Raw genomic sequence first — 21,854 nt, forward strand, 5'->3', positions numbered from 1 at the left:
GAACCGATCTGCGGGCACAATCGATGAAGGACTGTGGTGCACCTCTCGTCAGAGTAGTGATCCGGACCACCCGAAGCCACAATTGTCCCATTCATTGAGAATTCAGCGTGGGAACCGCTAGAATCCGAGGCATGGCGAACTCTCCTTCCGGCGACTCGATGATCGATCGGCTCGTGCGTGTGCTCGCGTCCTTCGACCCGGATCATCAGAGCCTGGGCACCGACGAGATCGCCGAGCGTGCACAGCTGCCGAAGTCGACGGCCTATCGGCTCATCGGTGAGATGATGCGCCATGACCTGCTCCAGCGCGACCCCAATGGCCGCATCCGGATCGGGGTCGGAATGTGGGAGCTGTCGAATCGTGCCTCCGATGCCGTCGATCTGGCCTCTGTGGCCAGGCCCCACATGATGGGGGTGCATGAGTTCGTCGGCGAGAACACGCAGCTGGGCATCCTGCGGGAGCGCGAGGTGCTCATCATCGAGCGCATGTCGGCGCCGAATGCGGTCATCCACCGGTCGAAGACTGCCGGCCGCCTGCCGGCTCATGCCTCCTCGTGCGGTCTCGTGCTGTTGGCGTATGCGCCCAAGCATGTGCGCGAGGCGTATCTGCGCGGCCCGTTGACAGCGATCACGGAGAAGACGACGACGGATCCCGCCGCACTGCGCCGACTGTTCGCCTCGATCCGGTCTCACCATTTCGCGGAGCTGTCCGGCCATATCGATGCGGGCACGACGGGCATCACGGTTCCGGTCTTCGACGCGGGCGGGGCGGCGATCGCCGGCCTCGGCGTCGTCATCGATTCGGAGCACCGGAAGGGAGTGCCCGCGATCATGAGGATTCTGCGGACCGCCTCGGCGAGGATCACGCAGGACCTCGCGGCCGATCATCGCTTCGCCGGCTGAGTCAGCCGGTCCGGGCCGCGAATCTGGCTCGTCGCTTCTCCGCTTCCTCCTCCCGGTTCTTCGGCGGCGCATTCGTCACCAGCGCATCGAGGAGATGCTGAGTGGTGTGCGCGATCTCCTCGACCGCTGCGTCGAAGGCTTCGGCATTGGCCTGTGAGGGCTTCGTCGTGCCGGCGATCTTGCGCACGTACTGCAGGGCGGCGGCGTGGACTTCGTCGGAGGTGGCCGCGGGCTCGAAGTTATGGAGCGTTCTGATGTTTCTGCACATGTCAAAACGCTCCCCCTCGGCACTGACACTGAACAGAGCCCGGACATCGATTTGTGCGTCCGCTCGATAGACTGACCGGACGATGGAGACCGGGAGAGAGATGAAGTCAGAGGACACGGCGCTGTCGCCGCAGCAGATCGAGAGCATCCGCACCCTGCGGCTGGATTTCTCGAGGATGCTCATGCACCACCGCTTCGTCGTCGACGAGGTGCTCACGAAGCTCTCGATCCTCCGTGAAGAGTCGGTCTATGCACACAGCTACAACCCGATCGAGCACATCTCGTCGCGGGTGAAGTCACCGCGGAGCCTCTTGGAGAAGGTGCATCGTCGGGGCCTGCCGCTCGACACCGACGTCATCCGCGAGAAGATCACGGACATCGCCGGCATCCGCATCACCTGCAGCTTCATCGCCGACACCTATCATGTGCTCGAGCTGCTGACCGCACAGGACGACATCCGCGTCGTCGAGATCAAGGACTACATCGCCCACCCGAAGCCCAACGGCTACCGCAGCCTGCACGCGATCCTCGAGGTGCCCGTGTTCCTCCACGGCGGACCGGTTCCGGTCATCTGCGAGGTGCAGATCCGCACGATCGCGATGGACTTCTGGGCGAGTCTCGAGCACAAGATCCACTACAAGTTCGACGGCGACGTCCCCGATCACCTCATCGACGAACTCACCGAGGCGGCCGATGCCTCCGATCAGCTCGACCGGAGGATGGAGCAGCTCCACTCCGAGGTCCGCGAGGGTGCTCCCGACATCGATTCCGGGGAGGACTTCGACGAGGAGGCGCTGCGGATCCTGTGGGACCTCAGCCGACAGGAGGGCTAGACCTCTTGGGCCGGTAGGTGCGACCGAAGCTGCGGGCGTTCGCCGTGTCGATCTCATCAAGCTCCCAGTCGATGCGTCGCCCGCCGGGCACGTCGAAGATCCGGGTTCCGTCACCGAGGAAGACCGGGGCGACGTAGACCTGGAGTTCGTCGATGAGGTCGACCTCGAGCCTCTGCCGAGCGATATCGGCGCTGATGATCTGGATATCGCGGTCCCCGGCGATCCGCTGTGCCTTCTCGACTGCCTCGGTGATAGTGCAGTTCATCGCGGTCACCGAGGCGTCTGCGGCCAATTCCTCGGGACGGTGGGTGAGGATGAACTCTGTTCCCGACCACGCACCGCCGTAGGCCTCGGATGTCATCTCATCGCGTTCATCGGCCTGCGCCTTGGCCGCGTCGTAGCCGCGGCGGCCGGAGAGGATCACGGCGACCTTCGAGGCCATGTTCTCCGTGGTTCCCTCCGCATTCGGCTCGGAGGCCGCGAGCCAGGACATGTCATGGCCTGGCCCGGCGATGAACCCGTCGATCGAGGCGGTGAAGCCCCATGCCACTTTTCCCATCGCTCCCCCTCGAGCTGCGGTGTCTCCTACTGGTGATTGCAGATTGCAACCAGTGAACCATTGTTGCCGGCCTCGATCAACGCCCCGTGTGACCAAACAGCCCGACTTACAGCGGAATGTTCTCCGACTCTTCCTCGTTACGCCTGGTGAGGGCCACATCAGCTGGGCCGACGTCAACCTCAACGGCGTGCTCTACGGAATGCGCTTCCAGATCCCGGCCATGCTCGAGTCCGGCACGAAGGATTCCGCGATTGTCAATATGGCTTCGGTTCACGGAAGCGTCGCCGCGATCAACAACGGTGCCTACACCGCCGCCAAGCACGGCGTCGTCGGCATCACCAAGAATGCCGCCGCCGAATACGGTGCCGAAGGCCTGCGCATCAACGCAATCGGCCCCGGCTACATCACGACTCCCCTGCTGGAATCGAGCCTGGACGCCGAGATTATCGAAGGCCTCAAGGCCAAGCATCCCCTCGGCCGCTTGGGCACCGCCGACGAGGTCGCGAAGGTCGTGAGCTTCCTGCTCTCCGATGATGCCTCGTTCGTCACCGGCGCCTACTACCTCATTGACGGCGGCTACACCGCGGTGTGAGGACCTCCGCCGGTGAACCGAGCCGGGTGTTCAATGTTCCGTGCTGTTCAAACTTCTTGAACTCCTACGGTTCATTGAACACCGGGAATCGTCTACCCTCGGACCACGGTTCAGACCGACGACCAAGCAACCGCCACGGCTTCTGCAGCCACTTTCGCAGTCACCTGCGGTCGGCACTGATGGGCGAGATCAGTCGTCCACGCCTGCTCTGAAGGAATCGAAGCGAACGACACGGCACCCGGACTCGTGAACGGCCCGTGACGCGAGAACAGCTCTGCGGCCTCGCTGCTGATGATTCCATTGACCGCCATCGCCCACATGTCATAGAGATCGCGAGAAGCATGCCTGTCATTCCACGCTGCAAGTTTCGCTGCAGCGAATGCAGGAGCAGTCAACACGGTAAGCCGAGCAGGCGGCGCATCACTCATGCCTTCTGCCCCTTTCCCCGCACAATTCGCCTCACGGCGTCATTTGCTCGAACTGATCCGCCGACGACCTCAGCAAACTCGTCGAGGTCGATCTGCGGCCGCAGGTTCCTGGCCGCCTCTGCCGATGCTTCAGGGTTGCCACCCTGTGCCGGCCTCATCAGCAGGTCGAAGAGTGTCTGCTCTCGCGACGCGATCAGCCCCGAGCCGAGCTCCGTCCTCTCCACTGAAGCGTCAATGCCGTCCAGATCGCGATGAGCAAAATACACGGTTCCGCTTCCGACCCGAAGAGGCCTGCGCCCGGCGACAGGGATCGCCACCACCGTACTGCCGATGGCACGAGGGATCGCGCCCCAGAATCGAGCGGCGCCGATCCCCATGAGAATCGCTTGTCGACTTCCCTGCCTGGACACGGCAACCGCAAGCGCGGCGGCTTCAAGACCCGGTGACCATGTACGGGCATCCTGACCATTCGGAGGTGCGGTGTACACCCCCCGCACGATGCGCTTGAGCGCGCCTTGGTCGACAAGGTCATCAAGCACTCTCCACGAGTTCGTCCCGAGACTTCGCGCATCCTGATAGCGCATCGTCCTCATCGGCGCACGAGCGACCGCCCTGAGGATATCGATCGCATCCGTCATTCCGACCACCTCTCAACTATGCGCAAATATACTCTTTAAGTATATTTGTGCATAGTCACAGAGATCCTCGGCAGCAACCCGCCTCAGTGCTCGTGCCCCACCCCTTCGTGTCCGGCCGGCATCCCGACGTCGCCCTCCTGACCGGGGTCGATGACGACGAACTGGCCCATCATCCCCTCATCCTCGTGCAGCAGCATGTGGCAGTGGTACATATACGGCAGGTGCGGATCCGTATAGTCCTCGAAGCGCATGAGCAGCCGGTAGTCGCGATTCGGTTCGAGGTAGATCGTGTCCTTCCGCCCGCTCATCTCCACCGGCGGAGGCTCACCGTCGACCGAGAGCACGTCGAACTGCACATCATGGACATGGAAACTGTGCGGAATCGGCTGCTTGCTGCGCACCACCCACACCTCCGTATCGCCGACGTGGACGACCTCATCGATGCGAGACATGTCCATCCGCTCACCGTTGATCTCACGTTCTTCGAGTTCGAACTTCCGGATTGTGGCCGCCTCGGCCTCATCCAGGCCATCCTCCTCGGCGTGAGAGGACCGCGACCACGCAGGTTCGGGCGCCGGTGTCAGGATCTCGGCAGCGCGGAATTCGAGAACGTCGAAGGAATCGTGTCCGCCCATCGTCGCCGGCACCGCCACCCCGCCGAGGTCGACCTCGGCCGAGCGCATCCGCACCGTCTCACCCGGGGCGAAGTCCACGACCACCTCGGCGCGCTCCCCCGGCGCCAGCCGGAGCCGGTCGATTTCGACAGGTTCGTCGAGGAACCCGCCGTCACCGGCGATGAGATCCATCGTCCGGTCGGGGAACTCGAAGGCGTACGTCCTGGCGGTCGAACCGTTGAGCAGACGCAGCCGCACCTTCTCCGCCGTCACCTCCTGCACCGCGCCGATCGTGCCGTTGACCATCACGGTGTCACCGAGCATCCCGGGCTCGGCCCCGTCGTGGGTGAGCTCGAGCTGCCCGTCCGAGAATGTCCTGTCCTGGACGATGAGCGGAAGATCGTCGACACCGTACTCGTACGGCAGATCGGCAGACTGACTCGCATCGTCATCGAGGATGACCATCCCGGCCAGCCCCTTGTACACGTGGTCTTCGGTCTGCCCGTGCGGATGAGGGTGGTACCACAGGGTCGCGGCCGGCTGGTCGATCGTCCAGTGCGGCTTCCAGGTCTGACCGGGGTCGATCATCTGGTGCGGTCCGCCGTCCATCTTCGACGGCAGATGCATCCCATGCCAGTGCACGCTCGTCGGCTCGGTCAGATCGTTCTCGACGTCGACGGCGATCTTCTCGCCGCGCTGGGCCCGCAGGGTCGGACCGAGAAACGCCCCGTTGAATCCCCAGGTCTCCGTCGGACCGTCCTGACCGGCGAAATCCGTCGAACCCCTCTGCGCGGCGAGGTCGAAGGTGCGCACCCCGCCCTCGACCGTCGAGTCGGCCAACGGTGGGATGGCCAGTTCGTTCGTGAACTCGGGTTCCGTCACCGAGGTGGTCGACACTCCGCACGCAGTCACCCCGACCGCGACGATCACCGCGACAGCGGCCACGCCCGCGGCTGACCTGCGCAGTCTCATCGCTACACCCGCCGGCCGAGCATCGCCTGGATACCGAAGGCGGCCAGTCCGGTGAGCGCGCCGACTCCGGCTCCCATTCCGAGACTCGGGATGAGGGCCATAAGCACCGCCGGCCCGGTGCTGATCAGACCGGTCCCGGCGAGCAGTCCGCCGAATGCGAGGGTGAGGAAGCCGTGCGCCGCACCGCAGATCGTCAGGGTGAGCACGGGCCGGGCGACTCGGGCGAAACCGACGGTCCCGATCCATACCGCCCCGGTGAGCCCGAGCAGGATGAACGCGCGGACGGCACCGTCACCGAGGATGGGCCACAGTCCGGTCAGCGGCCACAGCAGCGCCAGAGAGGACAGACCGACGATGAGCGGCCAGGACAGAGGACGTCGTGAGTGAGTTGTCGTATTCATACCCTCAACTCTTCCGACCGGCCGTCAGTCCCACATCGGTGCCGGAGCGTCAGTTCCTCCCGCCCCGAGGCGAGCGCCGAATCTCCTGCAGGCGATCACGTCATCAACACCGAACGACTGCGGCGGGCGCGAATGCTCCGTAGTCTGGGACTATGGGTTCGGCAGATGCAGGTGAGACGCGCGTGGAGCGCGAGCGCCTCGAACCGTGGCTGACCGATGCGTCCCTGGCCGTCGCGGTGACCTTGGTGATCTCGCTCGTCATCGCCGCCGACGCCGATTCCTCCCCTGTGCCCGGCATCGCCTGGGCTCTCGGCTTCGGTGCTCTGCTGCTCCTGCGCCGCGGCCTGCCGCTGACCGTGCTGGCGGTGACCGTGTTCGGGATCTTCGCCTACTATGCCCTTGACCTGCCGCCGATCGGCATGGTCTTGCCCGCAGTCGGTGTCCTCTATTCCACCGCCGAGGTGCGGCGCACTTCGTGGGCCGTGGTCGGTGCCGCCGTCCTCGTCGCCGTGTCGACGTTCTACCGGTTCGATGACCTCGACCCGCGCGCCCAGCTGACCGGGTACGGCTTCGTCACCGAACTTGCGCTGGCCGCCGCGGCCATCGCCCTCGGATCCGTGGTCCGCCTGGTCCGGGAGATCCGCACCCAGTCGGCGCGCATCGCCGTTCTCACCGCGGCCGAGGAGTCCCGAGCCGCCGAGGCGCGGATGCAGTCCGAACGGGTGAGGATCGCCCGCGACCTCCACGACACGATCGGCCACACGCTGTCGGTGGCCTCTCTGCACACCTCCGTGGCGGCCGAAGCCGAGGACCCGGACGACCGAACAGCCGCGCTCGAACGGGTGCGCGGCGCCACCTCGGAGGCGCTGCGTGAACTGCGTCGCACGGTCAAGGTCCTCCGGGAGGAGCCCGCGGACGAGACGACACCGGGCCCCGCCTCGGCGCTGGGTTTGGCCTCAGTGACGACCGTCGTCGAAGCCGCCCGGGCTGCCGGTCTCGATGTCGACGTTGCGGTCAGTGTCGACCCCGCCTCGCTGCCCCGGGCCGTCGACGCGGCGGCGTTCCGGATCGTTCAGGAGTCGATGACGAACGTGCTGCGCCATTCGGCAGCGGCCGCGGCCCGCGTCTCAGCGCGGGTGAGCGGCGATGAGCTCATCGTGCGCATCGTCGACGACGGTCATGGAGGATCAGCGGATCCGGAGCCGGGTGCCGGAATCCGCGGGATGAGGGAGCGGGCGGGACTGCTCGGGGGCAGCCTCGAGGCCGGGCCGACCGCTGAGGGGTTCACGGTGACCGCGCACCTGCCCATCGATGTCGAGGAGGAAGAATGACCGAGGCGATCCGCGTCGTCATCGTCGACGATCAGGAACTCGTCCGGGCCGGTCTGCGGCCTTTGGCCGAACGCGATGGGGACATCACGGTCATCGCCGAGGCGGCCGACGGTCGGGCGGGCCTGTCATTCGTGCGCGAGCTGCGTCCCGATGTCGTGCTCATGGACATCCGCATGCCGGCCATGGACGGGATCGAAGCGACGGGGGCGATCGTCGCCGACGAGGCGTTGAACGGAGTGAGAACGTCTTCGCAGCCATCCGGGCGGGTGCTGCCGGGTATCTGCTCAAGGACGTCTCTCCCGACGATCTGCGTTCGGCGATCCGCACCGTTGCCGCCGGTGATGCCCTCTTGTCTCCATCGGTCACCGCCGCGGTCATGCAGGCCGTCGCCGAGGGGCATTCCCCCGACCCCGACGGTCACGGCTTCGATGAGCTGACCGACCGGGAGGTCGAAGTCCTCAGCGGAATCGGGCGGGGGCTGACCAATGACGAGATCGCGGCCGAACTCTTCCTCAGCCCCGCCACGGCCCGCACCTATGTCAGCCGCCTGCTCACCCGACTCGATGCCAGGGACCGGGCCGCGCTCATCATCCTCGCCTATGAGACGGGCTTGGTCCGACCCGGCGGAACGTCACGCGGGTGGTCTCCGACTCAGCGCTGATCGACCGCGACTCCCATCGAACGTCCTCCGATCACCCAGAGCATGCCCTGCTTTCACGAGTAGCCTGAGAGCACAGCCCAAATGGTTTGGACCGTGGACGAAAACGTAAGGTGATCGACCATGAGCACAACACAGATCAATCAGCATCCGAAGCCCCTTCCGGTGGTCCTCGGCAAGAGAGCAGCGCTGGTCCTCTTCATCGGCGTCCTCGGTTTCCTCTTCGTCAAGGTCGTCGGCCCCATCCTGCAGACCGGCCCCGAGTACGTCATCGAGGCCGTCATCTCCGGGATCCCGCTGCTCATCGCCGCTGGCTGCGCCATCGCTGCCCTGACGGTGTCGATCGTGCACCGGGTGCGGCACACGAGAGCGTGAACCACCGCAGGGCCGAAACTCACCTGGTCATTCCGGGTGCGCAGTCACTCCGCGTGCGCGACGATATTGAACACATTCCCGTCGGGCGCGCGGACGAAGAAGCGCCGCACGCCCCATTCCTCGTGGGTGAGCGGGTGGACGATCTCGATGCCCTGCTCCTGAGCTTCGGCAAACGCGGCGTCGACGTCGTCGACGAGCACCGAGGCCACAGGATTCGTGTGCCCGGTCGCATCGTCGGTGAGCACCTGCACGCTCGCTCCGGTGTCGGGAGAGGTGAATCGTGCGACCCACCCGAGATCGAACTCCTCGGAACTCAGCCCGAGGAAGCCGGAGTAGAACTCCCGCGCGGCGTCCAGGTCGTCGACCGCGATGTCCGGAATGACCCTGTTGACCTTCATGACCTCACCACTGATCGTGGTCGAATACCTGGCAGAACACGCTCGTCATCTGACCGCTGAAGAGGACGAACTGGATCTCGGCGATCGATTCCCAGCGCCCGCGGGACCGCCCGTCGACGATGACGCTGTGAGCCGCCTCGGCGACGTCCCTGGCCGACCACCCGAACACCCCGCCGCCGATCGCGGGGAACGCGATCGAGGTGGCTCCGACCTCCTCGGCGAGATTGAGGCTCGTTTCGAAACAGGATTCGAGGACTTCCGGGTCGGCCTCGCCTGCGTTCCGGTTCGGCCCGACCGTGTGGATGACCCAGCGGGCAGGCAGATCCCCCGCAGACGTGGCCACGGCCTGTCCCGGCGGCAGACCGCGCACATGGGTGGTCTGCCGAACTTCGCGGCAGGCCTCGAGCAGCGCGGGACCGGCCGCGCGGTGGATGGCTCCGTCGACCCCGCCGCCACCGAGCAGACTCGAATTGGCGGCATTGACGATCGCGTCGACGGCCACCTCGGTGATATCGCCTTCGAGAACCGTGATCTTCATGCCTCGAGTCTAGACACCGGCACTGACACTGCCTACCCATCGGCGTAGCCTGGGAACACCTGAAAGGAGCGACTCATGTGCAGGCTGATCGGTTTCATCTCGCCTACCTCCACCACGGCCGCTGACCTCATCGGTGCTGATGAGTGCCGGCAGTGGCAGTCGATGGGAACGGTCCATGACGACGGGTGGGGTACGGCATGGATCGACACCGACACCGAGGCGGTCGCGCGGTTCCGCACTCCCACCGAGGGCGCCGACGATCCCCGGTTGACCCGGGCTTTGGATGCGGATGCGAGCGAGGGTCGGATCTGTCATCTGCGGATAGCGACGACCGGGCTCAAGGACCTCGAAGAGAACACGCACCCGTTCCTGGCCGACGGTGTGGCGATGGCGCACAACGGTTCGGTGCATCCGATCGAGCGGTTGCGCGAATACGTGTCCGTCGCCGAAGTCGAGGAGATCGGCGGCACCACCGATTCGGCGATCATCTTCGCCCTCGTCCTCCGGGACCTGCGCCTCGGCGAATCACTGCTCGATGCAGTGACCGGAACGGTGCGGATGCTGCGGGCGGGCTTCGACCATCCCGGCATCAATCTGCTGTTCCTGACCACGGAGGAGATGATCGTCGTCCACGCCACGGCCGGAACCCAGGTGCCCTATCTGCAGGGGCCCCTGCCGCCGGATCATCACGACCACTACTACCGGATGAGCTGGCAGCGGTCGCCCGAGAACGCAATGATCGTGTCCTCCTCGGGACTCGAACACAAAGGATGGAGTCTCATCGAGCAGAACACGATCATGCGGCTGACCGTCGCCGACGGTGCGGAGACGATCGTCAGGCTGTAGCCGTGGAAACCCCGGCCGGGCTCAGCCGGCCAGGCCCTCTGATCTCAGGATTTCTGGACGGTGATGGTCCAGCTGGCGTCGGTGACCCGGTCGAAGTGGGTGACGGGGTAGCCGTTTTCGGCAGCCCACTGCGGGATCGCCTCGGTGGCCTGAGTGCAGTCGAAGTTGATGACGAGTTCATCGCCTGCGGTGAGTCCGGTCATCGCCTCTTTGGCTTCGACGAGCGGGAAGGGGCAGACCTGACCGTCGGTTTCGAGTACCTGTTTCATACTGTCCTGCTTTCTGCCGCGGGCGCTGCCGCCGGCGACTTCTTCGGTTTGATGGTGGCTTTGGCCGCGATTCCGGCGCCGGCGATCATGAAGACCACGGACACCCAGCCCTGGTATTCGAACTGTGCGGTCGAGACCATGGCGTTGCCGACGGTGCAGCCGCCGGCGATGGCTGCGCCGACGCCCATGCCGATGCCGCCGATGATCGACTTGATGATCGTGGCCTGGTCGGGCACGCGGAGGCGGAATTCACCGGAGGCTTTGGCGGCGATGAACGACCCGACGAGGATGCCGATGACGAGCATGACTCCCCAGTCGATGAGCTGCGTGTCGCCTGTGGAGAGGTATCCGACGAGGTTCGCCGAAGGGGTCGTGATGCCCAGCCCGGAGTTGCGGCCCGTGGCGGCGGAGAGCGGCCAGGCGATCGTGGCGATGATGCCGATGACCACGGCGGTGGCGAAGGGATTCCAGCGCTTCTCGGTGAACAGGTGGGCCAATCCGGTCTTGCGCGGAGGCAGGGTCGCCATCGGGGTCTTGAGCTTGCGGGCGTGATGGACGGCCAACCACACGGCGATCGCCGAGATGACGACGACGAAGACCCACGGGCTCAGACCCGTGCTCGCCTGCAGGCTGCCGTTGTCGAGGGTGATGCTGCGGATGCCTTCGGTGAAGCCTGCCGCGGGGCCGAGCTTCATGACGGCGGAGAACAGCGCGTAGAAGATGAGGGCGAACCAGCTGCCGACGAGCCCCTCACCCGCACGGTAGTAGGTGCCGGTCGCGCAGCCACCGGCGAAGACCATGGAGAAGCCGAAGATCAGGCCCCCGACGATCGAGGCCAGCCACGGAAACGGCTCGGCTTCGAGCGCGATGACTCCGAAGCTGTTGAGCAGGAAGAGGCCGACGGAGTGCACGGCGATGAGCACGATGAGAGCGGAGAACCACCGCGTGTTCCCTGTCAGGGTGAGGTCGCGGAAGGCGCCGGTCACGCAGAAACGGCCGCGCTGGAAGACGAAGCCGAGGACGAGGCCGACGATGAGTCCGGTGATGATCATTGAGCTGCTTTCTGTTCACGGCAGGTTCGCTGACGAACACAACAGTGCTCTATTTTGCTCAACAATATGGCGTGAGTCAACCACGGCCGCTCAAAGCACTTCCCGCCTGACTCAATGTGACCCAGATCTCATCACAAGTATCTTGACGTCAAGATACTTGTGGGATCATGATTTAGGTACGCCTTACCTAATAAGGAGGGGTCGCAATGAAGGTCACCATGGACCAGAACAACGCACCGACAGAGGTGCAGTCACTCGCACAGTTCGTCGCCGACGCCTCGCTGGATATGCTCAGCGACACTGCCCTCGAACAGCTCAAGATCCGCGTCCTCGACACCATCGGCGTCGCCATCGGCGCCCTCGACGCCCCGCCCCTGAAGGACATCCGGCACCTCATCGAGGGCCTCGGGGACGGACGCGGTGCCACACTCATCGGCGGCGGGCACGCCAGCCCCGATCACGCCGCGTTCTACAATTCCGCCCTGAGTCGGTATCTCGACTTCATGGACGCTTACCTGGCCAAGGGTGAGACCAATCACCCTTCCGACAATATGGGCGCGGTCCTCGCGGCCGCGGAACACGCCGATGCCTCGGGCGCGGACTTCCTCACGGCCTTCGCCGTGGCCTATCAGATCCACGCCCGCCTCTCGGACGTCGCACCGGTGAGGGACCTGGGCTTCGACCATACGACGCAGGGCGCGTTCGCTGCGGCGGCCGCCTCGGCGAAGGCATTGGGTCTGGGCGTCGAACAGATCGCGAACGCTGCGGCCATGGCCGGCACCGCGAACGTAGCGCTGCGGGTCACGCGCACGGGAGATCTCAGCCACTGGAAGGGGCTGGCATATCCGCACGTGTCGAAGGAGGGCGTCTTCGACGCGCTCCTGGCCTCACGCGGAATCACCGGACCGGCCGAGGTCTTCGAAGGCAACAAGGGCTTCAAGGCCCTGGCCGGGGATTACGACCTCGACTGGTCGGCCGAGGACCTCGAGAAGGTCACGGACACGATCATCAAGAAGCACAATGCGGAGATCCACTCGCAGTCGGCCCTCGACGCCGCACAGGATATCCGGTCTCAGGAGGGATTCCGCGCTGATGCCATCGCCGGCGTGGAACTGACGACCTTCGACGTCGCGTACTCGATCATCGGCGGCGGAGAGGAAGGCGACAAGCGCGCGATCCGCACGAAGGAGGAGGCCGATCATTCGCTGCCGTGGATGCTCGCGGTCGTCCTCCTCGACGGTGAGCTCAATCCGGCTCAGTACGAGCCGGAGCGGATCGTCGCCGACGATGTCCAGGATCTCATGCACAAGGTCACGATCACTCCTTCGCAGGAGTTCAGCGACCGGTTCCCCGAGAATATGTGCGCGGACCTCGTCGTCACTCTCGGCGATGGGACGAAGTTCCGAGCGAGCACCGACGACTACGAAGGCTTCACCACTCATCCCCTCGACTGGGCAGGTGCCCGGAAGAAGTTCGATGCCCTGACGTCCCCCTTCGCCGAGGCGGAGCTGCGTGACGAGATCGCCGACCTCGTTCATGACCTCGAGAATCACCGGATCAGGGAGCTGACCGCGGTCCTCGCACACGTCCCCCAGACCCGCAGCTGAAGCTGCGTCACCCGCCGGAGATCCCGGCACCCCGTCGGCAGAACGCCGACACCGTGTCGGCAGCCGTCGACATCCGAAGAAAGGAAAGACCATGTCGAACGCCATCGATTTCGATGTGTCCATGAACTTCGTCCCCCGCGCCTACCGCCCGGCCAAGCCCCGCACCATCGGGATGACCGAGATCCGCGCCCCGTACTACTCGACCTTCGGCACCCGGCATCTGCAGGACGTCTTCGACGTCGCCGGGCAGTGGGTCGACGGCATCAAGTGGGCGGGCGGATCGTTCTCGCTCGTCCCTTCTGAGCAGGTGAAGGCCTTCAGCGACATCGCCCATGAGAACGGGGCGTATGTGTCCTCCGGCGGATGGATCGAGACGGTCCTGCGCTACGGCGATGACGCGGTCGATCAGTACCTCAAGGAGGCCAAGGAGGTCGGCTTCGACGTCATCGAGATCTCGACCGGGTTCATCATGCTCCCGACCTCGGGCCTGGAACGACTCGTCGAGAAGGTCGTCAGGGCCGGGCTCAAGGCGAAGCCGGAGCTCGGCATTCAGATCGGCTCCGGCGGAGACTCCGGCGAGGCCGAGCTGGCGGCGGAGTCCGCGAAGGACATCGGCGACCTCGTCGACCGCGGCAAGCGTGCCCTGGATGCCGGGGCCTCGATCATCATGATCGAGTCCGAGGGCATCACGGAGAACGTCGACGAGTGGAACACCGCAGCGGCCGCCTCGATCATCAACGGTCTCGGGCTCGAGAATGTCATGTTCGAAGCCGCCGACGGGCCGGTCTTCGAGTGGTACATCAAGAACTACGGCAACGAATGCAACCTGTTCGTCGACCACTCGCAGATCCTCCAGCTCGAGGGACTGCGCCAGAACATCTGGGGCAACAAGTCCACCTGGGGACGAGTGATCAACCCGCGGCCGTGAGGTGGGCGAAAGTGAGCAGATCTGGCCACACGTACTGAACTTGCAGGAGGCCCCGGCGGATTCCGCCGGTGCCTTCAGCTCATGGGTGAGTCACGTGTAACACTAAATCGTCGACGAAATTATCAACGGCAGTCCATATACACCGACAGAACAACGAGACCTACGCTGACAGCACTTGTGTTGCTATCCGGCCCGATCCACTCTCCGGACTTCAATTTCGCTCTGACCTCGAACTGGGTGCTGAGAGTGATCAGACTGAGGGAGCTCGCAGTGTAAGTGTAGCTGGTGGTATCTCGGTATTCGGTTCCGCTTCCACCGAGGAGACCGGTCTGCCGCCAATCCACTTCATAGGTGACCAAGTCTTTGTCGATGCCGGCGGGCGGATCCCACTCCAAAACGACCTGCGTTCTGAGCAGATTCGGGATAAGTCCGTCCTTACTGTCTATGCATTTGAGATTCTGAACCTCCCCGACCGACCCCGCCGTGAACGCCCCCTGGCTCAGTTTCGAGTCGGTCCACCCGGCCAGTGTGCCGTTGACGGCGGCGGGGCCGAGGACGAGAGCAAGGAGGGCGAAAGCCGCGAGCAGGATCCGTACCCGCCCCCGCATGAACTTTCTGCGTCGAGTCTGAGTCATAATCTTCCGGACTTCCTCGAGCGCGCGACGACTGCTGAGCCCACGACGATGAGGATGAACGCAGCCAAGAGGATCCATTGCCACCCGTCGATTCCCGTCCGAGGAAGGTCGCCGCCCGGACCTGGATCACCAGGGTTGCCCGGACCGAGGGAGACTTCCTCGCCGTGGCCGATCGCCGTCACACGCACACTGCTCGTCAGTCCGGCCACCGCCGCGGAATCGGCAGAAGCCTCCAATGTGACCGTCACTTCGACCCGCGTCGACTCATCACTCGACATCTCGAACAGAGCACGACTGTCGTCGGGAGCGGCGCCGAGGTCGCTGAGTCGAACACCGCTCAAAACCTGGCCGGCGTCGTCTGGGCACTCTTCCTCGTCCACGGTCCTCGCACAGGACCGAACATCGACGAGCAGCGCCGAAGCCAACGGCTCCGCCAGATGCCCAGAGCCGATCTCGAACTCGACTTCTCCCGGATCCGGAGCATCGGCCCACACGTCGACGGACCACTTCGCCGACTCCCCGGGGCTGAGATTGCGCATCGACTCTTCATCGCCGAACGCCTTCATTTGCAGCACATCACCGTGTGCTTCGGAGGATGCGACCTCACCACCCGACGATTCAACGTTCGTCGCAGCCAGTTCGGTGAAATTAGGCAAATCGACGCCGAACACCCCGCCCCCGAGAACCAGCGCGGCCACGACGGGAGTCGCCACCGCATGCTTGGGGGTGCGCGCAGGAACGCGCAGCGACTCAGCGCGAGAACGAGAGTCCTCCAGCGAATCTTCGCCAACAGCATCGTCACCCCGCCGCGGCCAGAAAGCCCACACGACGAGGAGGCTGGCCGCGATCGTGATACCGCCGAGCAGGAACGGATTGCGCCACTGCTGGAGAATCGGCGCGATCCCGGGCACAGAGAACAGCACCTTCCGCACCGTTTCCGTGGTGTAAGGCTCGGGGTCCTTCTCGGCGTTCGCGTCACCTTTCATCTCGAAGGTCACGGCACCGGTGGTGGGATCGGTCGATCGGATGTCGATGACGCGGTGCGTCACCGGCAGAATCTTGTCGCCGCGGTCGACGGTGACGATGTCGCCGACTTTCATATCCTCGGCGGGGATCTCTCGAACGAGAGAGGCTGATCCGGCAGTGATCGTCGGGCTCATCGACCCGGTCTTGAACATGATGATAGACACGTTGAACACGAAGCTGAGAATGACGAGCACGATGCAGATCACGCCGAGAACGGCGAGGATGTTGAGCACGGCTCCGCCCAGCCAGGCGCCCACGTTCCTCTTGCCCGCCATCGTCAGTTCTCCGGAGTGACGGACTCGGCGTCGAACGTCCACGTATGCTCCGCAGACAGACCTTGCGCATCGGAAGAAGCATCGCTCGGGAGGCTCACTTCGAAGCAGTAGGCCTGGACCGAGGCACCGGCCGCCTCAAGTGTCGGTTCATTCGTGCTGGTGGCGGGCGTCTTCAGCCCGACCCTGCCCGATGCTCCACCGAACGCATATGTCGCCGAGGCGGTGAAGCTGCCCTCGCCGCAGGCGTATCCGTCGACCTCACTGCCGGTGATCTCCTGTGTGACAGCCCGATAGACCAGAGCATTCCCCATGGCATTCGGAGACCCGATTCCGTTGCCCTTGACGGTGAGGTCGCCCCCGATTGTCGTATCCGGACTGGTCCGCACAAACACGGGAGCGTAGACCTTCGATCCCGGAAACATCGGCGCGGTATCGAAGGTCATCTCATTGGTGCTGGTCCACCGGCCATCAATCGCCAGTTCGATATTGAACGTGCCGGCCTCGAACGACCCGTCAGCGGTTTCACTGTCGGTCCATGCTGCAACCGTTCCGGCCGCTCCGATTCCGAAGACGAGGCCTCCGGCCAGCAGCGCCTTGATCCGCCGCGATCGCAGACGCGACCGACGCGCACGTAGCTGGCGTCGACTCGTCGGGCGGCCATCGTCAGTTGCCCGCCCAGACGAGAAGAGTTTAAGCAGCGCCGACAGAAGCGACCTCATCGATCAGCTCAGCGTCGTCATTCGGCCGAGGTCGCGGTGAACTGCCACTGTGCGGTGGTGTCCTGCCCCTGTGTCAGGGTGTCATCCGCGGTGACCTTGAAGCAGAGGGTGACCGGGTCGCCGGTCGCGGTGTCCGCGCCGGCGGTGAGGTCGAACTCGGCGGCTCCCGTGGTCGAGTCCAGTGCCGTTCCCGCCGGCGCCACGGACGTGCCGGTCGCAGTCGCCGTGCACTCCCCTGCCGAGGCGACCTGGACGATCTCATAGCTGAGGGCCGTGGTGTTGTCTCCGCCCCCGGCGGCCGAGGTGAGAGAGACGGTCGCATCGTAGCTCGTCGGTCCGTCGAGGCGGAGGACGAAGGGGGCCGCCACGGTGTCGCCCGGAGACAGGTTGTCCCCGCCGTCGAGAGAGAAGCTCAACTCGGCCGCGCCCGCGGAGCTTTCATGATCGTCGAAGTCCGTCCCGTTGGTGCTGCCTTCGACGTTGAACGAACCGGCACCGAAAATGCCTTCGGCCCATTCGTCATCGGTCCAGGCGGCGAGCGTCACCGCTGCACCGACGCCGAGGACGATGCCGCCGGCAAGGATGGCTTTGAACTTGCGCGAACGCGTGGTCTCAGTGGTCAAGGGGACTCCTCATTGTCGGGCGCTCCAGCGCCTTGTCACGATGAAATAATGCGGGGAATGACTCCATGATGACTGATGAATTACTTTCAAGGTGCCTTTTTTCTAACACTTCTGTAATCTGTTATGGAAAAGTGACCTTGAGGAAAGCCCGCCACAATATCCGATTTCGTCGTCCCACACCTCCCCGCCTCGCTCTCTCATTCATTGAGAACGTCGTCGCCTCGTGTCAGTGACTGGGCGCACACTGTTTAGACGAGACAGGCAAGGAGGCCAAGGTGGCACAACTTCAGACAGACGTTGCGATCGTCGGCGCAGGACCCGCGGGACTCATGCTCGCGCACCTGCTGCACAATGCAGGCATCGAATCCGTCGTCATCGACAGTCGCAGCCGCGACGACATCGCCCACACGCACCGCGCCGGAATCCTCGAAGCCGGATCGGTGCGCATGCTCGAAGCCGCCGGCGTCGAATCCCGCGTCCACACCGACGGGCACCGCCACGACGGCATCGACATCCGAGTCAACGGCGCCTCGAACCACTTCGACTTCCCCGAACTCGTCGGCGAATCCGTCTGGCTCTACCCCCAGAATGAGATCTTCGTCGACCTTTCCGCCGCCCGCGAACGCACCGGCCGCCCCACCTACTACTCGGTCACGGACACCACCCTCGGCGATGTCGAGACCGAACGCCCGTGGGTCACCGCCACCACCTCCGACGGTGAAGAGCTGCGCATCGGCGCCCGCTACGTCGTCGGGGCCGACGGCTCCCGCGGACCGTGCCGCTCGATGATCCCCGACGGCACCCGGCAGCGCTTCTTCCACGAGTACCCCTTCGCCTGGTTCGGCATCCTCTGCGAAGCCCCGCCCAGCCACGAAGTCCTCATCTACTCCCGCTCCGAACGCGGATTCGCACTCATCTCCCAGCGCAGCGCGAACGTCCAGCGCATGTACTTCCAGGCCTCCCCGGACACGGATGTCGCCGATTGGTCGGATGACCGGATCTGGACCGAACTCCAGGCCCGCGTCGACGGCCCCGACGGCTTCGAACTCAAGACCGGACCGATCTTCGACAAGACTGTGCTTCCCTTCCGCTCGGCGGTGACCGAACCGATGCAGCACGGTTCGATGTTCCTCGCCGGTGACAGCGCGCATACCGTCCCTCCGACCGGGGCGAAGGGCCTCAATCTCGCCTTCGCCGACGTCGCTGTGCTCGCCCCGGCCCTCATCTCGGCGCTCAAGGACTCCGACACCGAGGCGCTGGCAGGCTACTCGCAGACCGCGACCAAACGCGTATGGAAGGCCCAGAACTTCTCGTATCAGATGACACGGATGCTCCACACCGACCCGACTCAGGATGCCTTCGAAACGAAGCGCAGCCTCGGCGAACTGCGATCCATCCTCGAATCCGACCACGGGCGCCGGTACCTGGCCGAGTGCTACACCGGCTGGCCCCACGGCTGAGCCGCTCCCCATTCCTCCCCACGAACACCACCGAAGAGAGAAAGGTTCGACGATGAGTCAGCACCAGACCTCAGACACCGATGAGACCGCCGAGGCCTTCGATTCGCCCACCGTCATCGACCAGCCCGTGAAGGGCCCCGACGACGCAGCAGAATCCCAGACCACACTCTCGGCCGAGATCGACGGCATCGAAGCACAGTACAAGCAGGACGTCGCCGGCGGGAAGAAGCCCGAGACCCAGCCGCGCCTGGACTACCGGCCCTACCGGTCCTCGATCCTGCGGCACCCGACGAAGGATCCCCGCCACACCGACCCGGAGACGATCGAGCTCTTCTCCCCCGCGTTCGGACATCGGGACATCGGCACCCTCGAATCGGATCTGACCATCCAGGCCGACGGGGAACCCATCGGCGAGCGCATCCGCGTGACCGGCCGGGTCCTCGACGGCGAAGGTCGCCCCGTGCGCAATCAGCTCGTCGAGATCTGGCAGGCGAATTCGGCCGGACGCTATATCCACAAACGCGATCAGCACCCGGCCCCGATCGACCCGAACTTCACCGGCGTCGGCCGGACCCTGACCGGCGACGACGGCTCCTATTCGTTCACGACGATCAAACCGGGCCCCTACCCGTGGAAGAACCACCACAACGCATGGCGACCGGCACACATCCACTTCTCGCTCTTCGGTTCCGAGTTCACACAGCGGATGATCACCCAGATGTACTTCCCCGGGGACCCGCTCTTCGCCCTCGACCCGATCTACCAGTCGATCACCGACCAGAAGTCACGCGAGCGCCTGGTGGCGACCTACGACCACAACATCACCGAGCACGAATTCCTCATGGGATACAACTGGGACATCGTGCTCACCGGAGCCAACCGGACCTGGATGGAAGAAGAGGATGATGACTGATCTCACCGCAACCCCGGATCTGACTCCGACCCCGGGCCAGACCGTCGGGCCGTTCTACGGCTATGCGCTGCCCTTCGACCACGACAATGAGCTCGTCCCACCCGGTTCGGCACGCGCCGTGCAGCTGACCGGAACCGTCTACGACGGGGCAGGCGACCCGGTACCCGACGCCATCCTCGAGATCTGGCAGCCGGACGAGAACGGCGACGTCCCCCGTGAGACCGGTTCGCTGCGCCGCAACGGCTTCACCTTCACCGGCTTCGGCCGCGCGGCCGTCGACCCCGAAGGCGAGTTCAGCTTCTCGACGGTCAACCCAGGACCCACGGAGGCCGGCAAAGCACCATTCATCAGCGTCGTCATCTTCGCCCGCGGGCTGCTCAACCGGCTCTTCACCCGCATCTACCTGCCCGAGGACACCGCGGCGCTGACTGCCGACCCGCTCCTGTCCTCGCTCGACGAAGACGAGCGCACTCGCCTCATCGCCACGCGAGGGGCTGACGGATCGCTGCACTTCGACATACGGTTGCAGGGTGAGGGGGAAACTCCCTTCCTCCGATTCCCCAGCCACGAGGACTGACGCGACATGACCGACACCGCCCACACCCGGTTCCTCTTCGCCCCCGGCGATCTGCGCGGATCCGAAGCCATCGACGACGCCGCGTTCATCACCGCGATCGGCCAGGTCGAGACCGCGTGGATCGTCGCGCAGGGACGGGTGGGGCTGGTGTCATCGGAGATCCGCGCCGAGGTGGCCGCCGCCATCGATTCCACGATCCGCACACTCACGGACGATCACAATCACTTGCAGACGCTCGGCGAGGATGCCGAAGCCGGCGGCAACCCGCTCATCCCATTCCTCGCCCTCGTCCGCTCCAGGCTCTCACCTGAAGCCTCCCGCTGCCTGCACCGGGGACTGACCAGCCAAGACGTCGTCGATACGGCGATCGGTCTGCTCGTCTCCCGCGTCGTACGGCAGATGCAGGCGCGCCTCGAAGTCATCGGCGCCTCCCTCGTCGAACTCTCCGACGCTCACGCTCAGACACTGTGCCTGGCCCGCACCCTCACTCAGCCGGCGCTGCCGACGACTTTCGGGCTCAAGGCCGCCGCCTGGGCCGCCGAGGTCAACGAGGTCCAGGGCCAGGCGCCCTACGTCGACTATGTGCAGGTCGGCGGGGCCGCCGGCACCCGTGCCGCGATCCGCTGGTTCGCCGGAGACTCCACCGAATCCCTGCTGCGCGAATTCCACGTGCAGATGATCGGTCCCGACGCCGCGCTGACCCAGATCCCCGTCCCGTGGCACACCGATCGCGTCCGCATCCTGTCCTGGGGCTCCCATCTCGCCCAATGCGTCACGGTCGGGGCATCCATCGCCCGCGACGTCCTCATCGGTGTGCGCCCCGAGTTCGGCGAACTGTCCCTGGCCTCCACCGGCGGATCCTCGACGATGCCGCACAAATCGAACCCCACCTCGGCGGTGCTCCTCCACCGCAACGGAATGCGCGTCCCCGGCGCCCTGTCCACGCTGACCACGGCCGCCGCCGAAGCCGTCGAAGAACGTTCCGACGGCGCTTGGCACGCCGAATGGCCGGCCCTGTCCGAGCTCATGACCTTGGCGATCTCATCGCTGATCATCCTCGACGAGATGATCGCGGGACTGCAGGTCAACGCCGATGCCATGCGCACCAACCTCGATGCCGCCTCCCCCGGGATCTACGGAGAGAAGCTCGGCATCGTCTTCGGTGACCGCCTGGGCAAGGACACCCGCGCAGCCATCGTCGCCCCCGGCTCCGACCCCATCGCCGCACTGGCTGCTGCGATCGGCGACGAAGACGGCATCGAGGAATTCTTCACCCCCGAGTCCTACCTCGGGGAGGCCGAGGACATCCGCCGCACCATCCTGGCGACCATCGACAACTCCGGACCGCAGGAGATCGACCTGCCGTCCTTCGACTGAGAACCGCATTTCGACTTAAGACCCGACCGAAGAAAGTGACA

25 protein-coding genes and 2 pseudogenes are annotated in these 21,854 nt (G+C 64.9%); 13 read left to right on the forward strand and 14 right to left on the reverse strand.

The features are described from left to right. Positions 1–131 precede the first annotated feature (131 nt). Positions 132–902 (forward strand): IclR family transcriptional regulator, encoded by a 771-nt coding sequence (locus GUY37_RS14790; protein ID WP_166827093.1) that lies wholly within the window; start codon positions 132–134, stop codon positions 900–902. Between the two features lies 1 nt (position 903). Here GUY37_RS14790 and GUY37_RS14795 read toward each other — a convergent pair whose 3' ends face one another. Further along, positions 904–1,170, reverse strand: coding sequence for a DUF2277 domain-containing protein (locus tag GUY37_RS14795; RefSeq protein WP_166827096.1), 267 nt, complete (start codon positions 1,168–1,170; stop codon positions 904–906). Positions 1,171–1,270: 100 nt separating this feature from the next. Between GUY37_RS14795 and GUY37_RS14800 the strand changes: the two genes are divergently transcribed. Then, positions 1,271–2,002 (forward strand): GTP pyrophosphokinase, encoded by a 732-nt coding sequence (locus GUY37_RS14800; protein WP_166827099.1) that lies wholly within the window; start codon positions 1,271–1,273, stop codon positions 2,000–2,002. Here the strand turns inward: GUY37_RS14800 and GUY37_RS14805 are convergent. After that, entirely contained in the window at positions 1,983–2,561 is a 579-nt protein-coding gene (locus GUY37_RS14805) for a dihydrofolate reductase family protein (protein ID WP_166827102.1), read from the reverse strand. The genes GUY37_RS14800 and GUY37_RS14805 overlap by 20 nt on opposite strands. A 169-nt stretch (positions 2,562–2,730) precedes the next feature. Here GUY37_RS14805 and GUY37_RS14810 point away from each other — a divergent pair. Further along, positions 2,731–3,153, forward strand: a pseudogene (locus GUY37_RS14810) (SDR family NAD(P)-dependent oxidoreductase); the annotation flags it as partial. A 110-nt stretch (positions 3,154–3,263) separates the two neighbouring features. On the opposite strand, the gene GUY37_RS14815 reads toward GUY37_RS14810, so the two are convergent. The 4 genes from GUY37_RS14815 to GUY37_RS14830 form a co-directional block, all read right to left on the reverse strand. After that, entirely contained in the window at positions 3,264–3,581 is a 318-nt protein-coding gene (locus tag GUY37_RS14815; protein WP_166827105.1) for a nucleotidyl transferase AbiEii/AbiGii toxin family protein, read from the reverse strand. Further along, the gene (locus GUY37_RS14820; RefSeq protein ID WP_166827108.1) at positions 3,578–4,219 is read right to left on the reverse strand and encodes a hypothetical protein; all 642 of its coding nucleotides are present in this window, start codon (positions 4,217–4,219) and stop codon (positions 3,578–3,580) included. The genes GUY37_RS14815 and GUY37_RS14820 overlap by 4 nt, the downstream gene beginning before the upstream one ends. A gap of 83 nt (positions 4,220–4,302) precedes the next feature. Then, positions 4,303–5,805 carry a multicopper oxidase family protein gene (locus GUY37_RS14825; RefSeq protein WP_166827111.1) on the reverse strand — a complete coding sequence of 501 codons (1,503 nt, stop codon included), beginning with the start codon at positions 5,803–5,805 and terminating at the stop codon, positions 4,303–4,305. A 2-nt stretch (positions 5,806–5,807) separates the two neighbouring features. Beyond that, positions 5,808–6,206 carry a DUF4175 domain-containing protein gene (locus tag GUY37_RS14830; protein WP_166827114.1) on the reverse strand — a complete coding sequence of 133 codons (399 nt, stop codon included), beginning with the start codon at positions 6,204–6,206 and terminating at the stop codon, positions 5,808–5,810. A gap of 152 nt (positions 6,207–6,358) precedes the next feature. On the opposite strand from GUY37_RS14830, the gene GUY37_RS14835 reads away from it, so the two are divergent. From GUY37_RS14835 to GUY37_RS14845, 3 genes and pseudogenes are all read left to right on the forward strand, one after another. Next, complete coding sequence (locus GUY37_RS14835) at positions 6,359–7,537, forward strand: sensor histidine kinase (protein WP_166827119.1); 1,179 nt, start codon at positions 6,359–6,361, stop codon at positions 7,535–7,537. Then, a pseudogene (locus GUY37_RS14840) lies at positions 7,534–8,198 on the forward strand (response regulator). Before GUY37_RS14835 ends, GUY37_RS14840 begins: the two are co-directional and overlap by 4 nt. A gap of 120 nt (positions 8,199–8,318) precedes the next feature. Beyond that, positions 8,319–8,570, forward strand: a complete 252-nt coding sequence (locus GUY37_RS14845; RefSeq protein WP_166827122.1) for a hypothetical protein — start codon at positions 8,319–8,321, stop codon at positions 8,568–8,570. A gap of 44 nt (positions 8,571–8,614) precedes the next feature. On the opposite strand, the gene GUY37_RS14850 is transcribed toward GUY37_RS14845, so the two are convergent. Beyond that, positions 8,615–8,968 (reverse strand): VOC family protein, encoded by a 354-nt coding sequence (locus GUY37_RS14850; protein ID WP_166827125.1) that lies wholly within the window; start codon positions 8,966–8,968, stop codon positions 8,615–8,617. 4 nt (positions 8,969–8,972) lie between these two features. Beyond that, positions 8,973–9,506, reverse strand: a complete 534-nt coding sequence (locus GUY37_RS14855; protein WP_166827128.1) for an O-acetyl-ADP-ribose deacetylase — start codon at positions 9,504–9,506, stop codon at positions 8,973–8,975. 75 nt (positions 9,507–9,581) lie between these two features. Between GUY37_RS14855 and GUY37_RS14860 the strand changes: the two genes are divergently transcribed. Next, on the forward strand, positions 9,582–10,352 hold the full coding sequence (locus tag GUY37_RS14860) for a class II glutamine amidotransferase (RefSeq protein ID WP_166827130.1): 771 nt from the start codon (positions 9,582–9,584) through the stop codon (positions 10,350–10,352). A gap of 44 nt (positions 10,353–10,396) precedes the next feature. Here the strand turns inward: GUY37_RS14860 and GUY37_RS14865 are convergent, their stop codons facing one another. Both GUY37_RS14865 and GUY37_RS14870 read right to left on the reverse strand, forming a co-directional pair. Further along, positions 10,397–10,621 (reverse strand): sulfurtransferase TusA family protein, encoded by a 225-nt coding sequence (locus GUY37_RS14865; RefSeq protein WP_166827132.1) that lies wholly within the window; start codon positions 10,619–10,621, stop codon positions 10,397–10,399. Beyond that, on the reverse strand, positions 10,618–11,673 hold the full coding sequence (locus GUY37_RS14870; RefSeq protein ID WP_166827135.1) for a YeeE/YedE family protein: 1,056 nt from the start codon (positions 11,671–11,673) through the stop codon (positions 10,618–10,620). Before GUY37_RS14870 ends, GUY37_RS14865 begins: the two co-directional genes overlap by 4 nt. A gap of 206 nt (positions 11,674–11,879) precedes the next feature. Between GUY37_RS14870 and GUY37_RS14875 the strand changes: the two genes are divergently transcribed. Together GUY37_RS14875 and GUY37_RS14880 are read left to right on the forward strand one after the other, a co-directional pair. Then, complete coding sequence (locus GUY37_RS14875) at positions 11,880–13,280, forward strand: MmgE/PrpD family protein (RefSeq protein WP_228278208.1); 1,401 nt, start codon at positions 11,880–11,882, stop codon at positions 13,278–13,280. 91 nt (positions 13,281–13,371) lie between these two features. Continuing rightward, on the forward strand, positions 13,372–14,208 hold the full coding sequence (locus tag GUY37_RS14880) for a phosphosulfolactate synthase (protein WP_166827137.1): 837 nt from the start codon (positions 13,372–13,374) through the stop codon (positions 14,206–14,208). Positions 14,209–14,330: 122 nt separating this feature from the next. On the opposite strand, the gene GUY37_RS14885 is transcribed toward GUY37_RS14880, so the two are convergent. The 4 genes from GUY37_RS14885 to GUY37_RS14900 are packed head-to-tail and all read right to left on the reverse strand — an operon-like array spanning position 14,331 to position 17,486. After that, the gene (locus tag GUY37_RS14885; protein WP_166827139.1) at positions 14,331–14,843 is read right to left on the reverse strand and encodes a fibronectin type III domain-containing protein; all 513 of its coding nucleotides are present in this window, start codon (positions 14,841–14,843) and stop codon (positions 14,331–14,333) included. Beyond that, complete coding sequence (locus tag GUY37_RS14890; protein WP_208094686.1) at positions 14,840–16,186, reverse strand: signal peptidase I; 1,347 nt, start codon at positions 16,184–16,186, stop codon at positions 14,840–14,842. The genes GUY37_RS14885 and GUY37_RS14890 overlap by 4 nt, the downstream gene beginning before the upstream one ends. After that, on the reverse strand, positions 16,147–16,863 hold the full coding sequence (locus GUY37_RS14895; protein ID WP_166827143.1) for a SipW-dependent-type signal peptide-containing protein: 717 nt from the start codon (positions 16,861–16,863) through the stop codon (positions 16,147–16,149). The genes GUY37_RS14890 and GUY37_RS14895 overlap by 40 nt, the downstream gene beginning before the upstream one ends. A gap of 17 nt (positions 16,864–16,880) precedes the next feature. Further along, complete coding sequence (locus GUY37_RS14900; RefSeq protein ID WP_166827146.1) at positions 16,881–17,486, reverse strand: SipW-dependent-type signal peptide-containing protein; 606 nt, start codon at positions 17,484–17,486, stop codon at positions 16,881–16,883. A gap of 275 nt (positions 17,487–17,761) precedes the next feature. On the opposite strand from GUY37_RS14900, the gene GUY37_RS14905 reads away from it, so the two are divergent. Genes GUY37_RS14905 through GUY37_RS14920 form a run of 4 tightly spaced genes read left to right on the forward strand, consistent with a single transcriptional unit; the run spans position 17,762 to position 21,813 of the window. Next, positions 17,762–18,946, forward strand: coding sequence for a 4-hydroxybenzoate 3-monooxygenase (locus GUY37_RS14905; RefSeq protein WP_166827149.1), 1,185 nt, complete (start codon positions 17,762–17,764; stop codon positions 18,944–18,946). A 52-nt stretch (positions 18,947–18,998) separates the two neighbouring features. After that, positions 18,999–19,859: a protocatechuate 3,4-dioxygenase subunit beta gene (gene pcaH, locus GUY37_RS14910; RefSeq protein ID WP_166827152.1), complete on the forward strand. Its 861-nt coding sequence runs from the start codon at positions 18,999–19,001 to the stop codon at positions 19,857–19,859. Continuing rightward, the gene (gene pcaG, locus GUY37_RS14915; protein ID WP_166827154.1) at positions 19,852–20,436 is read left to right on the forward strand and encodes a protocatechuate 3,4-dioxygenase subunit alpha; all 585 of its coding nucleotides are present in this window, start codon (positions 19,852–19,854) and stop codon (positions 20,434–20,436) included. The genes pcaH and pcaG overlap by 8 nt, the downstream gene beginning before the upstream one ends. A 6-nt stretch (positions 20,437–20,442) precedes the next feature. After that, positions 20,443–21,813: a lyase family protein gene (locus tag GUY37_RS14920; protein WP_166827157.1), complete on the forward strand. Its 1,371-nt coding sequence runs from the start codon at positions 20,443–20,445 to the stop codon at positions 21,811–21,813. Positions 21,814–21,854: the final 41 nt, after the last annotated feature.

The organism is Brevibacterium limosum, from assembly GCF_011617705.1.
In the GTDB taxonomy this organism is placed as follows: domain Bacteria; phylum Actinomycetota; class Actinomycetes; order Actinomycetales; family Brevibacteriaceae; genus Brevibacterium; species Brevibacterium limosum.

Excerpts from the sequence above, each read along its gene's own strand:
- GUY37_RS14860 (WP_166827130.1), top strand. The coding sequence starts at position 9,582 with ATGTGCAGGCTGATCGGTTTCATCTCGCCTACCTCCACCACGGCCGCT.
- GUY37_RS14895 (WP_166827143.1), bottom strand. The coding sequence starts at position 16,863 with ATGAGGTCGCTTCTGTCGGCGCTGCTTAAACTCTTCTCGTCTGGGCGG.
- GUY37_RS14825 (WP_166827111.1), bottom strand. The coding sequence starts at position 5,805 with ATGAGACTGCGCAGGTCAGCCGCGGGCGTGGCCGCTGTCGCGGTGATC.
- GUY37_RS14920 (WP_166827157.1), top strand. The coding sequence starts at position 20,443 with ATGACCGACACCGCCCACACCCGGTTCCTCTTCGCCCCCGGCGATCTG.
- GUY37_RS14805 (WP_166827102.1), bottom strand. The coding sequence starts at position 2,561 with ATGGGAAAAGTGGCATGGGGCTTCACCGCCTCGATCGACGGGTTCATC.
- GUY37_RS14795 (WP_166827096.1), bottom strand. The coding sequence starts at position 1,170 with ATGTGCAGAAACATCAGAACGCTCCATAACTTCGAGCCCGCGGCCACC.
- GUY37_RS14815 (WP_166827105.1), bottom strand. The coding sequence starts at position 3,581 with ATGAGTGATGCGCCGCCTGCTCGGCTTACCGTGTTGACTGCTCCTGCA.
- GUY37_RS14855 (WP_166827128.1), bottom strand. The coding sequence starts at position 9,506 with ATGAAGATCACGGTTCTCGAAGGCGATATCACCGAGGTGGCCGTCGAC.
- GUY37_RS14830 (WP_166827114.1), bottom strand. The coding sequence starts at position 6,206 with ATGAATACGACAACTCACTCACGACGTCCTCTGTCCTGGCCGCTCATC.
- GUY37_RS14820 (WP_166827108.1), bottom strand. The coding sequence starts at position 4,219 with ATGACGGATGCGATCGATATCCTCAGGGCGGTCGCTCGTGCGCCGATG.
- pcaG (WP_166827154.1), top strand. The coding sequence starts at position 19,852 with ATGACTGATCTCACCGCAACCCCGGATCTGACTCCGACCCCGGGCCAG.
- GUY37_RS14850 (WP_166827125.1), bottom strand. The coding sequence starts at position 8,968 with ATGAAGGTCAACAGGGTCATTCCGGACATCGCGGTCGACGACCTGGAC.
- GUY37_RS14865 (WP_166827132.1), bottom strand. The coding sequence starts at position 10,621 with ATGAAACAGGTACTCGAAACCGACGGTCAGGTCTGCCCCTTCCCGCTC.
- GUY37_RS14790 (WP_166827093.1), top strand. The coding sequence starts at position 132 with ATGGCGAACTCTCCTTCCGGCGACTCGATGATCGATCGGCTCGTGCGT.
- GUY37_RS14880 (WP_166827137.1), top strand. The coding sequence starts at position 13,372 with ATGTCGAACGCCATCGATTTCGATGTGTCCATGAACTTCGTCCCCCGC.
- GUY37_RS14875 (WP_228278208.1), top strand. The coding sequence starts at position 11,880 with ATGAAGGTCACCATGGACCAGAACAACGCACCGACAGAGGTGCAGTCA.
- GUY37_RS14870 (WP_166827135.1), bottom strand. The coding sequence starts at position 11,673 with ATGATCATCACCGGACTCATCGTCGGCCTCGTCCTCGGCTTCGTCTTC.
- GUY37_RS14885 (WP_166827139.1), bottom strand. The coding sequence starts at position 14,843 with ATGACTCAGACTCGACGCAGAAAGTTCATGCGGGGGCGGGTACGGATC.
- pcaH (WP_166827152.1), top strand. The coding sequence starts at position 18,999 with ATGAGTCAGCACCAGACCTCAGACACCGATGAGACCGCCGAGGCCTTC.
- GUY37_RS14800 (WP_166827099.1), top strand. The coding sequence starts at position 1,271 with ATGAAGTCAGAGGACACGGCGCTGTCGCCGCAGCAGATCGAGAGCATC.
- GUY37_RS14835 (WP_166827119.1), top strand. The coding sequence starts at position 6,359 with ATGGGTTCGGCAGATGCAGGTGAGACGCGCGTGGAGCGCGAGCGCCTC.
- GUY37_RS14845 (WP_166827122.1), top strand. The coding sequence starts at position 8,319 with ATGAGCACAACACAGATCAATCAGCATCCGAAGCCCCTTCCGGTGGTC.